The following is a 13,533-nucleotide window of genomic DNA, read 5'->3' on the forward strand; positions in this document are numbered from 1 at the left end:
ATATGATCCTGCCGCTGGGAGGCCGGGTGGGGGAGCGGGTCGGTGCCGCTTCCCACAAGAAGGCCTCACGATCCCGAGCTCACCGCCACCGGTTCATAGCCGTGCGGCCGGGCCACGAGGATCGCGAAGTCGCGCGCGACCGAACCGTCGGTGCGGAAGCGCACCGGCCCGGTCACGCAGCGGAAGCCCTTGCCGTCGAGCAGGCCTTCGGTGTTGAGCGTGTTCGCGTTGCGCAGCGCGTTGGCGATGCCCGCCGCGTCGTAGGCGAGCGCGGTGATCGTCCCGGCCTCGCCGCCGTTGCGCGCGGCGAACTCGCTCGCGAAGGTGCCGAACGCAGCGGGATCGGGACTGGCGATCCACGCGCCGTCGAGCGCCTCCAGCGCCTGCGGACGGTTGTCGATCCCCTGCAGCGTGCCGAGCAGCTGGATGCCGGTGTCCTTGAGCCCGCGCGCCGCCGCGAGCACCGCCTCGCCGCTGCCGGGGAGCAGCACCGCGTCGGGCGCCTCGCCCGCCGCGGGAAGCGGCTGGCCCGCCTTCACTTCGAGCACACGGATGCTGACGCCGATCTCGGCCTCGAGCTGCCCCGCCGCCAACGACGCGGCCGCGCTCCACGGGCTGCCGTCGTCGATCACCGCGACATTCTTGATGCCGCGCGAGCGGGCGTAGCGCAGGATCGCGCTGGTCACCTGGCGCGCGGTGATCCCGAAGATCCAGGTGCCCGGCGCGCGCAGCACGGCGTCGTTGCTGAAGGCGATGATCGGAACGCGGCCCGCGACGCTGCTGCTCACTGCGGGCACTTCCGCGGCGGTGAGCGGTCCGAGGATCAATGCGGGCTTCTTGCGCAGCGCCTGCCCCGCCGCCGCAGCAGCGCCCGCCGCGGTACCGCCGGTATCGAAGCTCAGCACGTACTGGCTGTTTTCCGCGAGCAACGCCGCCTGCCGCATGCTAATGCCCAGCCGCGCTCGCGGCCCCGTGAGCGGCACCAGCAGGGCGATCGGGCGCTTGTCCTTCTTCTCTGCCGTTGCGAGAGCATGCGAGGGAAGCACGACCGATGCCGCTGACGCGACCAGGCCTGATTGCAGCAAGCGCAGCAGGGACCGCCGGTCCATTGCCGACTCCGGATATGGGGGCTGTGGCACGCCGGCCTATTATCGTCTTCGTGGGCCTGGGCATAGGGGCCTATCTGCTCGCATTGCTGGTCACCCTTCCCGCCAGCGCCGTGCTCAAGAACCGCCCCTGGCGGACCGGGGTGGCGGGGACGGTGTGGAACGGCGAGGTCGGCATCGCGGGCGGCTCGAAGCTCGAATGGCAGATGGCCCCGCTCCGTTCGCTGACGACCCTCGCTTACGCCGCCGACTGGAAGGCGACGGGGCCGGACACCGATCTCGGCGGGCGGATGATCGCGCATCTCAGCGGCCGCGTGGTGCTCGACAATGTGAGCGGCTCGGCCGACGGTAGCCTGCTCCAGGCGCTCCAGCCCGACCTGCCCTTCACCTGCAACCTGACCATGCAGGTCGAGATGGAGCGGATCGCGGTCGGCGGCGGCGCGAGGATGCTCAGCGGCAACGCCACGAGCGATCCCGGCAGCTGCCGCCCCAAGCGCGCCGGCGCCGCCTCGGCCCTGCCTGCGTTGATCCTCACCGCCGAGCATGTCGGCACCCGCACGCTGATCCGCGTCTCCCCGATGGCGCAGCGCCGCCGGACCCTGGTCACCCTCGAGCTGGCGGAAGACGGCAATGTCGACCTGTCGGTCACGCCCGACGGCGCGACGATGATGCCGTTCATCGGGTTGCCCGCGGGCGCGCGGCTCCAGGGTCAGATGTAGCTAGAGCGTCACGAGATTGTTGAGGTTGATGATCGGCAGCAGGATCGCGAGCACCATCAGCAGCACCAGCCCGCCCATCACCAACAGCACCAGCGGCTCGACCAGGGCGACCAGGGTCGAGACCAGGGCATCGAGCTCGCGCTCGAGCTCGTGCGCGGCGCGGCCCAGCGCGGGGGCCAGCCTGCCGCTCGATTCGCCGCTCGCGACGATCGCCACGAGCATCGTCGGAAACACCCCGGCCTCCTGCATCGCCGCGCGCAGGCTGATGCCCTCGCGGACGCGCTGGGCGACGCCGAGCGCCTTTTCCTGCACCCAGCGATTGGGCGTCACCGCCGCCGCCGCGTGCAGCGCCTCGACCAGCGGCACCGCACTCCCCACCAAAGTCGCGAGGCTGCCTGCGAAGCGCGCGGCGTTGAGCTGGCGGCTGAAGCGACGGAACGGGCGGCGCTCGGTGAACATGCGGTGCAGCCGCAGCCGGTTGGCGGGGACGCGCATCCAGCGCGCGGCGAACAATGCGGCGACAGCGATCGCCAGCAGCAGATAGAGCCCGAAGCTCTGCAGGAACCAGCTGATCGCGATCATCATCCGCGTCAGGATCGGCAGGTCGGCGCCGCGCGAGACGAAGACGCGCACGATGTCGGGCACGACATAAACCATCAGCAGCACCATCATGCCGAACGACACGGCGGCGAGCAAAGCGGGATAGAGCAATGCCAGCTGGAGCTTCTGGCCGTTGGACTGCCGGTTCTCGACGAACTCGGCGAGGTGGTTGAGCACGTCGGGCAACCGCCCCGAAGCCTCGCCCGCCGCGACCGAGGCGCGGTAGAATTCGGGAAACGCCTTCGGATGCTGCGCCAGCGCCGCGGCGAAGCTGCGCCCGTCGAGGATCGCGCCGCGCACGTCGAGCAGCAGCGAGCTCACCTGTGCCTGTTCGCTCTGGGTGGCGACGAGGCGCAGCGCCTCCTCGATCGCAATGTCCGATCCGGCGAGCGTGGCGATCTGACGCGTGACGGTGGCGAGCGCCTTGGGCGAGATTCCCGAGCGGCGAAAGCGCGGCAATTCGATGCTGCCGAACGAGATGCCCCGCTCGGCCGCGGCCTCGACCGACAAGGGCAGCAGCGCCTGCTCACGCAGCAGCGCGCGCGCCGCGGCGGGCGACGACGCCTCGATGACGCCCTTGCGGTTGGCGCCGGTCCTGTCGGCGGCGCGATAGGCGTAAGCGGGCACTAGACCAGACCCTCCGCCGTCACCCCCGCGAAAGCGGGGGCCCATCTCCTGCATGTGGAGCCGGATACGACAGCCGTGATGCGCGTGGCCCGTTCGCGAGATGGGCCCCCGCTTTCGCGGGGGTGACGAGGAAGAGAGATCACGCCTCGTCCCTCACCACGCGCGCGACTTCTTCCACCGTGGTCACCCCGGCGCGCACCTTGGCGATCCCGTCGTCGAGCAGGCTCGGATTGTCCCGCCTCGCATGCGCCTCGAGCTCGGCTTCGGATGCACCGTCATGGATCATCTTCTGGAGGCGATCGTCGACCGCGACGACCTCGTACAGGCCCGCGCGCCCGCGATAGCCCTCCTGGTGGCACTCGGCACAGCCCTCGGCACGCCACAGCGTTTCGCCAGGCCGGATCGCACCGCCGAACAGGATCGAATCGGCCTCGCTCGCGACATCCTCGCGCCGGCAGCTCGGGCAGAGCTTCCGGACCAGCCGCTGCGCCGCCAGCCCGACCAGCATCGGCGCGAGCAGATAGCGCTCGACCCCCATGTCGATCAGCCGCGTCACCGATCCGATGGCGCTGTTGGTGTGCAGCGTCGAGAGCACGAAATGGCCGGTCATCGACGAGCGCACCGCGACCTGCGCAGTCTCCTGATCGCGGATCTCGCCGACCATGATCACGTCCGGATCCTGGCGCAGGATCGCGCGAAGCCCGCGCGCGAAGGTCAGGTCGGTGCGCGGGTTGACCTGGGTCTGGCCGATGCCGGGAAGCTCATATTCGATGGGATCTTCCACCGTCATGATGTTGCGCTTGCGGTCGTTCAGCCGGTTGAGCGCGGCGTAGAGCGTCGTCGTCTTGCCCGATCCGGTCGGGCCCGTGACGAGCAGCATGCCGTGCGGACGCTCGAGCAGGCGATTGAACACCTGGCGATCGCGCGCGCTCATGCCGAGCACTTCCATGTCGAGCCGCAGCGAGCCCTTCTCGAGCAGACGCATCACCACGCGCTCGCCATGCTGGGTGGGGATGGTCGAGACGCGCGCGTCGACGTCGTGCCCGCCGATGCGGAGCGTCACGCGCCCGTCCTGCGGCACCCGGCGCTCGGCGATGTCGAGCTTGGCCATCACCTTGATGCGGCTGACCAGCAACGGCGCAAGCGCGCGCGGCGGCTCGATCATATCGCGCAGCACGCCGTCGACGCGGAAGCGCACGACGAGGCGTTTCTCCTGCGTCTCGATATGCACGTCCGACGCGCCTTCCTTGACCGCCTCGAGCAGCAGCGCGTTGATCAGCCGGATCACCGGCGCGTCGTCGCGGGTGTCCAGCAGGTCGTCGACCGAGGCGGCGCTGTCGGCGAGCGCGGCGAGATCCATGTCGCCGAGATCGAAGTCCGCGGCGGCGCCTGCACCCCCGCTATATACCGCGCTCAACGCCGCATCGAAGGCCTCGTCGCTCACCGCGACATAGGAAGCGCCGGGCGCGATCCGCTGCACTTCGAGCAAGGCATCGAGGCTCACGCCCGCGCGGTGGACGCACTCGACGCCAGTGGCGCCGGCACGCAGCAGAACGCCGTTCTTGCGCGCGAAGCTGTAGGGCAAGGTTGCCGGCGCGTCGTCGACTAGTGTCAGCGTCTCGCTCATGCCCTGAAATCCACGCTCGCCGAGACGCGGCCGGCGGCCGGGCGGCGCTGGATCGCGATGCGCCGCACGCGGAGATCGCTCGACGCACTGAGATCGGCGAGCCAGGCCATCAGCGTGTCGTAGCTCGCATCGGCGATCGTGACGCGGATGCCGCCCGGGATCGCCTCAGGCGTCGCCACCAGCCCGAAGCCGGTCGCCGACGCGCTCGCAACCTGCGCGGGCGGCCCCTGCCGGCGCGGCGTGCGCGTCGTTGTCAGCGTGCCCGCGGCGCGGACGCGCGCGCTGAGCGTCTCATAGGTGCGGATATCGGCAAGCGCGTCGGCGCGCGCAGCCTGGAGCGGCTTGATCACGCCATAGACCAGCACCGCCAATGCGAGCAGCGTCCCGAGCACCGACGCGAGGATGCGCTCGCGCCGGCTTAGCCCGCTCCACCAATTGTCGAAGCGGACCAGGGCGGCGTCGAGCGCGGGCATGCGGGCGATCAAGAGTCTCATGCGTTGCTCGCCGTAATGCGGATGCTGCCGTCGGGCGAGCGGGTAACGCTGGCGCGCACCCGCGATGCGCGCAATGCGGCGTCGACGCGGCCCGCGAGGCCGGGATCGGTTCCGTCCAGGTCGATCGTCAGCGCATTGGCCTGATAGTTGATCGCGCGGACGGTCAGCGCGCCCGAGAGCGGTCCCAGCGCGCCCGATACGCGCGTCAGCAGCGGCAGGAAGGCGTCGGGCGGCGCGCTGCTTCCACTGGGCAAGAGGTCGGCGACGCTCGCGGCGAGATCGCCGCCCAGATTGGCCCCGGGCGCGGCGAGCGCGACCACTGCGCGCGCATCGGCCTCGCGGCGATCGGCGATCCGCCGCAGCATGAGCGTATCCGCGGTGGCGATCACGACATGCGCCGCGGCCCCCAGCGCGACGATCCAGCCGAGCCGCCGCCAGACGTTCGGGAGCGCCACGCGACGGCGCGCATAGCGGCCCTGGCGAAGGTCGAGCGCGGGCGCGAGCAGTCGTTCGGACAGCGCGGCGGGCGCGATCGTCGATCCTCCTGCCATCATCTCGGCAGGAAGCGGGGCGCCGTAGGACCGTGCCGCAGGGCGGCCGGCCGCCTGCCAGACAGCCTGCAGCATCGCGGGCGGCACCGCGAAGCCGGTACCGTCGCCGGCACGGACCATTGCGCGATCGGCGCCCAGCTCGACGGCCCATTCGCCTTCCACCGGGCGCGGCAGTGCGAGCGCGTCGGGAACCATCGCGGCGTGGCCGAGCCCCGCCTCCTCGGCGGCATCGACCCACTCGGCCATCACGTCGTGGCGCACCACGCCCACCAGATACCGTTTCGGCGCGATTTCCGCGCCGAGGGCAAGGTGGACGCTCTCGATCGGCTCGGCGATCTGGTCCTCGATCGCGAAAGGCAATGCTTCCAACCTTTTGGTCCGATTGGCCAACGGCAGATCGACACCAAGCAGCCGCACCTGCTCGGTCGGCACGAGCATGGTTGCAGGGCCTCCCCGCTCGGCTATGATCAGCCGATCGCCCGCCAGCGTCCAGACACCCGCGGCGAGCGGTTCCGGTGCGTCGGGCGCTCCTATGGCGCGGCCGGAGTCTGTCACATTTGCTTCATGGGAAGGACGCATGGGGCGGGGATGCGCATAGTTTTGAAACAGTTTAGTGACATCGCACTGCTTAGGCAGAACAGCAAGCGCCACACAATCCCGAACGGCGAAACCAGTCCGAAGGGCGAAGAGGGCTTCACCCTGCTCGAGATGATGATCGTGTTGGTGATCATCGCGGTGATCGCGGGGCTGATCACCGTCAACGTGATGGGCCGGCCCGACGAGGCCAAGGCAACCACCACCAAGTCCAGCATCAGCAGCATCACCGGCGCGCTGAAGATGTACCGGCTCGACAACGGCACTTATCCCACCTCCGAGCAGGGGCTGAAGGCGCTCGTCGAGAAGCCCACCACGGCGCCGCTTCCCGGCAGCTGGGCGCAGGGCGGCTATCTCTCGGCGCCGCCGCTCGACGCGTGGCAGAAGCCCTATGAATATCAGTCGGACGGCATGGCCTTCACGATCCGCTCGCTCGGGCGCGACGGCAAGCCGGGCGGCGAAGGGGTCGACGCCGATATCGACGGCAAGGGCTGACCGAAATGCGGGGGGAGCCACAGGTTAAGGTCGATGGGACCGAGACGGGCTTTACCCTGCTCGAAATGATGATCGTGCTCGTCGTCATCGCGGTGATGGCGGGCGCCGTCACGCTCGGCATCGGCAGCGTCACCCGCGCACCCAGCGTCGAGACCGAGGCACGGCGGCTGGCGACCCGGCTCCAGGCCGCCGCCGACGATGCGATGCTCGGCGATCGCGTGATCGCCTTCACCGCCGAGAAGCACGGCTACGGCTTCGCGACGATCGGCGCCGGCGGCAAGCTCATCGCCCGCACCGACGACGCGCTCGCCTTTCACCGCCTCCCCGGCGGGATGGTGGTGACGCTGAGCGTGCGGCCGCCGGTGATCCTCGGCGTCGACGGATCGGGCCGCCCGATGTCGGCGATCGTCGAGAGCGGCCAGCAGCGCTGGCTCGTCACCTATGACGGCCTCACCGCGCGCGCCGTACCGGCACCCAAGGCATGATGCGCGAAGCCCGCCTTTCCCCGGCATCCACCGCGCCTGCACATGGTGATTCGGAAGGTTTCTCCCTCATCGAGGCCCTCGTCGCCCTCGCGATCCTCGCCATCGCTACCGTGGGGCTGATGCGCACGGTCGAATCGCACATCGATTCGACACGCGGGGTCGAACGGCGCACCGCCGCGATGTGGGTCGCCGAGAACCGGCTCGCCGAGCTCGAAGCCCGGGCGCCTGCCGCGAATGCCGATCAGGTCGAGATGCTCGGCCAGCAATGGCGGATCGCGGTGCTGCGCAGCGGCACCGACGACCCCGAAATCCAGCGTGTGCGGATCCAGGTGTTTCCGGCGCAGGAAAGCGCGCCCCTTGCATCGCTCGACGGCTTCGTGGACGGACGCAGGGGATGATGCCTTCTCCTGCCCTGACCCCGCGCCAGGCGCGCACCGCGCTCGACATCCTCACCGGGCTCGTCGTGATATCGGTAGCGTTCGCGCTCGCCGGGCTAACCTGGCGGCTGGCGGGGCATGCCGGCACCGGCGCGATCACCGTCCCCTCGGGTCGCAGTGGTCCCGCTGTCGCGCCTGACATCGCCCCCGCCCTCGCGCTCGCCCCCTTCGGCAAGGCGGCGGCTGCCGACGCCGCCCAGGCCACGACGCTGCCGCTCGAGCTCAAGGGCGTGATCGCCGCGACGCCGGCCGAGCTCTCGACCGCGTTCATCGCGGCCAATGGACAGGCTCCCCAGCCCTTCCATGTCGGAGAGATCGTGGGCGGCGCCACGATCCAGTCGATCCTGCGCGACCGGGTGATCCTCGCGGTGGGTGGACGCAGCGAATATCTCACCTTCCCCGATCCGACGCTCTCGCCCGAGCAGCGCCAGGCCGCGGCGAACCAGGCGGCGCAGACCACGCCGCAGCCGGGCTCCCCGGTCACCGCCCCGGCGCCCGGCGCCCCGCCCCCGCCGGCGCGCCCTCCGGCCGGCGGCACGGCGGGACTCCTCCAGCGCTTCGACGCGACCCCCGTCAGCGGCGGCTATCGCATCGGCGACAACGGCCCGCCCGGCATGCTCGCAGGCGACGTCATCCAGTCGGTCAACGGCACTTCGCTCAGCGACTCCGCCGCCGCCAGTGCCGCCTTCGCTTCCGCCCAGTCGAGCGGCTCCGCCCAGATCCAGATCCTCCGCGACGGGAAGCGACTGACGCTTACCGTGCCGCTTCGCTAAAGAGACCTCCGTGCACAAGATTCGCTCCACCCTCGCCGCTCTCGCGCTCGCCGGCATCGCGCTCGACGGCGTCGCCGCCCAGCAGGCCGCCGAGCAGGCCCAGCCGGGCGACATCGTGATCAACATGCGCGGGGTCGAGATCGCCGACGTCGCGGACCAGATCTCGCGGATCACCGGCCGCACCCTGATCCTCGATCCCGCGGTGAAGGGCGTGGTGACGGTCACTTCGGCGACGCCGCTCTCGCCCGCGGGCGTCTGGGAGCTGTTCCAGTCGGTCCTGCGCGCGAACGGCTTCTCGGCGGTACGCTCGGGCCGCGCCTGGCGCATCGTCCCCGCGGCGAACGCGGTACGCGACGGGGGCGTGCCCAATCGCGCCGCCGGCGGGCAGGAATTGGTGACGCGGATGGTCCGGCTTGCCAATGTGCCCTCGGCTGATGTCGCGCGCGTGGTCCGCCCGCTCGTCGCCACCTTCGGCAGCGTCGAGCCGCTGAGCAGCCCCAACGCGATCGTCATCACCGACTATGCCGACAATGTCCGCCGCGTCGAGGCGATCGCCCGCCAGCTCGACGGCGGCAGCGGCGCGACCTTCGCGACGATCACGCTCCGCAACGGCAACGCCGCCGACGTCGCCCAGTCGCTCCAGACCGTGCTCGGCGACCAGCAGGGCGGCACCGGCGCGCGCGTCGCCGCCGATGCGCGCAGCAACACGGTGATCGTCCGCGGCACGCCCGCCGCGGTCGCCGAGGCGCGCAGGATCGCCGCCTCGCTCGACCAGCCCGGCGGCGCGACGCCGATCACGCGGATGTTCCGGCTCAACTTCGCCGATGCCGAGACGGTGACCGAGGTGCTGCGCGGCGTGCTCGGCCAGGGCGAGAGCGCCGACAATCCGGTGGCGCGCAGCCTTTCGGGCTCGGGCACCAATCCCTTCGCGCGGCTGGGCAATTCGTCGCAGGGCATTTCCGCGCTCTCCAACAGCGCCGCCTCGACCGGCGGCGGGCTTGGGAACGCGATGCAGGCCGCGAACGCCGCGACCCAGCCGGTGATGCAGAACCAGCCGGCGGAGACGCCCAAGGGCTTCTCGACCCCGGATCTGACCGTCCAGCCCGCGCCCGAGCTCAACGCGGTGGTGGTGCGCGGCACGCCTTCGGCGATCGCGTCGATCGAGGGTTTGATCACCGATCTCGACGTGCGCCGCCCGCAGGTGCTGATCGAGGCCGCGATCGCCGAGATCATCGGCGACGATGCCGAAGCGCTGGGCATCCAGCTCGGCACCAGCGGCGCGGCGCTCCAGCCGACGGGCGTGGGCACTTCGTTCGATCAGGCGGGCACGTCGCTCGGCACGATCCTCAAGGCGCTCAACGTTCCCGCGGGGTCGCTGATCAGCAACGGGCTGACCGGCAACGTCCGCATCGGCGACGATTTCTCGATCCTCGTCCAGGCGCTGGGCACCTCGACGCGCGCGAACCTGCTCTCGACGCCGCAGATCACCGTGCTCGACAATGTCCCCGGCGAGTTCGTCTCGGGACAGAACGTGCCCTTCGTCACCGGGTCGGTGCTGACCGATTCGACTTCGGTGAACCCCTATACGACGATCGAGCGCAAGGATGTGGGCATTACGCTGCGCGTGCTGCCGCGGATCAACGCGGGCGACACGATCCGGCTGCAGGTCAACCAGGAGGCGTCGTCGATCGCCGAGGCGCAGACCCAGGCGGCTTCGGATCTCGTCACCAATCGCCGCGCGATCAACACCACGGTGCTCGCCGACAACGGCCAGACGATCGTGCTGGGCGGGTTGATCACCGACGACCGGCAGGATTCTCGCCAGCAGGTGCCGATCCTCGGCGACATCCCGATCGTCGGCGAACTGTTCAAGAGCCGGCGGGAAACGCGTCAGAAGCGCACGCTCTTCATCTTCCTCAAGCCGACGATCCTGCGCGACCCCGCCGACGCGGCGGCGGCGGCCAAGGACAAGTACGCGCGGCTGCGCTCGGAGGAGATCGCCAATACGCGTCGCTCGAGCCTGCTGCTCGCGCCGCCGACGCCGCGGCTGACGGTCGAGATCGACGGGATCTACTAATCCTCGCATATCTCCGTTCGCCCTGAGCTTGTCGAAGCCTGTCCTGAACGACGCCGCAGGCGGCGTCGAAGGGGGGCAGTACTTCTTCTGAAGAAGAACGGGGCTTCGACAAGCTCAGCCCGAACGGGAGGGATTCTGGGCTACCTATCCCGCCGGCAGCGGCACGCGGACGCGCTGGGCGCCGCGCGTGAAATAGGCGGCGTCGATCGCGAGGCTGGCGAGTTGCCAGCCGTCGACGCTCTCGCCCACCTGCAACGCGCGTGTCGTGCCGTCGGCGGTGCGGACCAGCGCGACGGCGTCCGCACCCAGCCGGCCGACGATCCCGACCAGCGCCGGCGCGTCGCCGGGCGGCGCTTCATCCTCCGCCTCGACGGGCGCCGCGAACAGCGGACGCTCATAGGCGGCGGCTAGCGGCGGCCCAGATGCCGGTACCGCGAGCGGCGCGGATGCGGGGGCGATGGGATCGGCCACCTTCGAGCCACGCGGCACCAGCAAGGCGAGGGGCATCAGCGCTGCGAACCCGCCGGCGAGCCCCAATGCGATCCGGTCCCATCGCCTCGTCATTGCGCCGCCACCGCTTCGCCGGTGAGCCGGACGCCGCCCGCGATCGGCTCGATCCGCCAGCTGCGGAACCGCATCAGCGGCGCCTCGCGCTCGAAGGCGTCGACGAGCGCCAGCACCGCCTTCTCCGCGCCCGAGACGCGGATACGCAGCGCCGCCAGCCCGGTGGGCGCCGTGATCGCATTGGTCTCCTCGACCAGCACCCCGCCCGCCTTGGCGAGCCGCTGGACCCGCGCCATCATCGCCGCGCGCGCCGCCGCGGGATCGGCCGCGCCGAGCGCCATGCCGTCAGGCAGGATCGCCGGACGCCGATCGGGCAACGCAGCTGCCTGGGCCAGGCGCGCGCTCTCCTTGCGGGCCTCGCCGAGATCGCCGAGCGTCTTGCCGGTGAGCGGGGACAGGAGCAGCAGGGCGATCAGCCCGGCGCCCGCGCCCAATGCGAGCGGCGGCGCCTTCATTGCGCCGTCCCCGCGAAGAGGACGATCATCTTCGTGTCGGCTTGACGCTGGCCGGTGTTGCGGAGTCGCGCGAATGCCGGCGCGCGGCGGAGCGCGGATCGCAGCCTGTCCGGATCGGGAGTGGCGATCTCGAGCTCGAGCGCGCCCTGCGCGTTGCGGCCCGCGCGGACCAGGCTCGCGTCCGCCGGGAGCGCGCGCGCCAGTACCTCGATCGTCGCCGCGAGGGTCCGGCGGCGCAGCACCGCGTCCATTTGCCCCCGCGCCTCGGCCGCCGCGCGCGCGGCCTCGATACGCGGCGCCGCCTCGGCCTCGAGCCGCGCGCTCGCGGCGCGCTGCCGGCCAGCGAGTAAAGTCGCTCCGCCGATGGTCAGCAGCGGCCCCGCCGCGATCAGCCCCGCAACCAAGGCGGCAAGGCTCGCCTCGGGCCATTTCGTCGCGCCGGCCTGCTTCCCGGCGCCGGCCAGCCGGCCGCGCCCGATCGCCGCCAGCCGCTGGGCGAGGCTCGGTTCGGTTGGCGCCGGTTCGGGATCGGGTCTGCCGACATGCATCGTGCCCGCCGATTAGCCGCTGCGGCGCCGCAGGGCAAAGCGTCACAAACACGTCCGCGAAGAGTCATCATGCCGCCACGTCGTTTCCATCACACCGTAAAGCCACCCTTCCAATGGCAGTGCGAGCCGGGTCGCATCTGACCCGGATGCCTGGGGGTTTTCCATGAACGATCTGACGCCCGCGTCCTTCGGCTATACCGACGGCGATACCGACACCAACCGCACCGATACCGTGACGCTCAACGAGCTCGCGGCGCAGCGCTTCTCGCGACGCCAGACGCTGCGCGGCGGCTCGGCGATCGTCGCCGCGACGCTCGGCGCATCGGTACTCAGCGCCTGTGACAGCAATGCCGACAGCGCCGATCCCTCCGTGACGCAAGGCCCGGCGACCAGCCTCGCGACGAGCTCGGGAAGGACGGTGACGCTGAGCGGAACTCCCGGCCCGAACGGCAACCAGAGCTGGGTCCAGATGTCCGGCCCCGCGGTGACGCTGAACGGCGCCACTTCGGCGACGGCAACCTTCCTCGCGCCCTCGGTCACGGCCGCGACGCAGTTCGTGTTCCGCTATTACACCACGAGCGCCGGCAACTCGACCAACTGGGCCGACACCACCGTGACGGTGAACGCCGCACAGCTCGGCTTCACCGCCGTCGCCAAGAACAAGCTCGACGTCGTCTCCGTCCCCACCGGCTACAGGGTGCAGGTGATCAACCGCCTCGGCGATCCGATCGCGGCCGGCGTCCCGGCGTACAAGAACGACGGCACCGACACCAACTTCGCCCAGCGCATCGGCGATCATGGCGACGCGCTCTATTGGTATGGCCTCGCCGCGACCGGCACCGCGCGCGACGAGACCAACTCGACGCGCGGCCTGATCGTGCAGAACCACGAGAACATCACGCAGCAATATCTCCACCCGGCGGGCGCGACGAGCGTCGGCGGCGTGCGCCCCGAGGCCGAGGCGCAGAAGGAGATGGACTGCCACGGCGTCGCCATCACCGAAGCGACCGAAGGCGCCAACCGCGCCTGGACCATGGTCCAGGGCAGCAGCTTCAACCGCCGCATCACTCCCGCCACGCCGATGCGCTTCAACGGGCCGGCGCGCGGCTCCGATCTGCTCAAGACGCCCTTCTCGACCGCCGGCACCGATGGCCGCGGCACGATCAACAATTGCGCCAACGGCACCACGCCCTGGGGCAGCGCGCTGACCTGCGAGGAGAATTGGGCGGGCTATTTCCGCCGCAGCGGCGACACGGCTGTCCGCACCGCCAAGGAAGTCACCGCGCTCAGCCGCTACGGCGTGACGAGCAGCTCCGGCAGCTTCGGCTGGTCGACGGTGGTGCCGGCCGACAGCGCCAATACCTTGTTCCGCCGCTGGGAC

Annotated in this window: 15 protein-coding genes; 7 read left to right on the forward strand and 8 right to left on the reverse strand. The window is 70.7% G+C overall.

The genetic code is table 11. The annotated features are described in order from the left end of the window. Nucleotides 1–65 precede the first annotated feature (65 nt). Nucleotides 66–1,109 (reverse strand): ABC transporter substrate-binding protein, encoded by a 1,044-nt coding sequence (locus MT490_RS06175; protein WP_297385239.1) that lies wholly within the window; start codon nt 1,107–1,109, stop codon nt 66–68. A 50-nt stretch (nt 1,110–1,159) separates the two neighbouring features. Between MT490_RS06175 and gspN the strand changes: the two genes are divergently transcribed. Beyond that, the gene (gene gspN / locus MT490_RS06180; protein WP_297385241.1) at nt 1,160–1,825 is read left to right on the forward strand and encodes a type II secretion system protein N; all 666 of its coding nucleotides are present in this window, start codon (nt 1,160–1,162) and stop codon (nt 1,823–1,825) included. On the opposite strand, the gene MT490_RS06185 is transcribed toward gspN, so the two are convergent. From MT490_RS06185 to gspL, 4 genes are all read right to left on the reverse strand, one after another. Then, on the reverse strand, nt 1,826–3,052 hold the full coding sequence (locus tag MT490_RS06185; RefSeq protein ID WP_297385242.1) for a type II secretion system F family protein: 1,227 nt from the start codon (nt 3,050–3,052) through the stop codon (nt 1,826–1,828). 139 nt (nt 3,053–3,191) lie between these two features. Next, a complete protein-coding gene (gene gspE, locus MT490_RS06190; RefSeq protein ID WP_297385243.1) occupies nt 3,192–4,679 on the reverse strand; it encodes a type II secretion system ATPase GspE in 1,488 nt (495 codons plus the stop codon). Continuing rightward, on the reverse strand, nt 4,676–5,173 hold the full coding sequence (gene gspM, locus MT490_RS06195) for a type II secretion system protein GspM (RefSeq protein WP_297385245.1): 498 nt from the start codon (nt 5,171–5,173) through the stop codon (nt 4,676–4,678). Before gspM ends, gspE begins: the two co-directional genes overlap by 4 nt. Further along, the gene (gene gspL, locus MT490_RS06200) at nt 5,170–6,279 is read right to left on the reverse strand and encodes a type II secretion system protein GspL (RefSeq protein ID WP_297385247.1); all 1,110 of its coding nucleotides are present in this window, start codon (nt 6,277–6,279) and stop codon (nt 5,170–5,172) included. The genes gspM and gspL overlap by 4 nt, the downstream gene beginning before the upstream one ends. Nucleotides 6,280–6,324: 45 nt before the next feature. Here gspL and gspG point away from each other — a divergent pair, with 45 nt between their 5' ends. Genes gspG through gspD form a run of 5 tightly spaced genes read left to right on the forward strand, consistent with a single transcriptional unit; the run spans nt 6,325 to nt 10,585 of the window. Continuing rightward, a complete protein-coding gene (gene gspG, locus MT490_RS06205) occupies nt 6,325–6,813 on the forward strand; it encodes a type II secretion system major pseudopilin GspG (RefSeq protein ID WP_297385249.1) in 489 nt (162 codons plus the stop codon). Between the two features lie 5 nt (nt 6,814–6,818). Beyond that, on the forward strand, nt 6,819–7,298 hold the full coding sequence (locus MT490_RS06210; protein ID WP_297385251.1) for a prepilin-type N-terminal cleavage/methylation domain-containing protein: 480 nt from the start codon (nt 6,819–6,821) through the stop codon (nt 7,296–7,298). Further along, nucleotides 7,295–7,696 carry a type II secretion system minor pseudopilin GspI gene (gspI, locus tag MT490_RS06215; RefSeq protein WP_297385254.1) on the forward strand — a complete coding sequence of 134 codons (402 nt, stop codon included), beginning with the start codon at nt 7,295–7,297 and terminating at the stop codon, nt 7,694–7,696. Before MT490_RS06210 ends, gspI begins: the two co-directional genes overlap by 4 nt. Continuing rightward, nucleotides 7,696–8,508, forward strand: a complete 813-nt coding sequence (locus MT490_RS06220; RefSeq protein ID WP_297385255.1) for a type II secretion system protein N — start codon at nt 7,696–7,698, stop codon at nt 8,506–8,508. The genes gspI and MT490_RS06220 overlap by 1 nt, the downstream gene beginning before the upstream one ends. A 10-nt stretch (nt 8,509–8,518) precedes the next feature. Next, complete coding sequence (gene gspD / locus MT490_RS06225) at nt 8,519–10,585, forward strand: type II secretion system secretin GspD (protein ID WP_297385257.1); 2,067 nt, start codon at nt 8,519–8,521, stop codon at nt 10,583–10,585. Nucleotides 10,586–10,729: 144 nt separating this feature from the next. Here gspD and MT490_RS06230 read toward each other — a convergent pair whose 3' ends face one another. From MT490_RS06230 to MT490_RS06240, 3 genes are read right to left on the reverse strand one after another with little or no spacing between them, the layout of a single operon-like run. Beyond that, nucleotides 10,730–11,149, reverse strand: coding sequence for a hypothetical protein (locus MT490_RS06230; RefSeq protein WP_297385259.1), 420 nt, complete (start codon nt 11,147–11,149; stop codon nt 10,730–10,732). Beyond that, nucleotides 11,146–11,604 (reverse strand): GspMb/PilO family protein, encoded by a 459-nt coding sequence (locus MT490_RS06235; RefSeq protein WP_297385261.1) that lies wholly within the window; start codon nt 11,602–11,604, stop codon nt 11,146–11,148. The genes MT490_RS06230 and MT490_RS06235 overlap by 4 nt, the downstream gene beginning before the upstream one ends. Then, nucleotides 11,601–12,152, reverse strand: coding sequence for a hypothetical protein (locus MT490_RS06240; protein ID WP_297385262.1), 552 nt, complete (start codon nt 12,150–12,152; stop codon nt 11,601–11,603). Before MT490_RS06240 ends, MT490_RS06235 begins: the two co-directional genes overlap by 4 nt. 163 nt (nt 12,153–12,315) lie before the next feature. Between MT490_RS06240 and MT490_RS06245 the strand changes: the two genes are divergently transcribed. Further along, nucleotides 12,316–13,533 (forward strand): alkaline phosphatase PhoX (locus MT490_RS06245; RefSeq protein WP_297385263.1); only part of this gene is annotated, 1,218 nt, incomplete at its 3' end.

The sequence above is a fragment of the Sphingomonas sp. genome (assembly GCF_026460985.1).
Lineage (GTDB): Bacteria > Pseudomonadota > Alphaproteobacteria > Sphingomonadales > Sphingomonadaceae > Sphingomonas.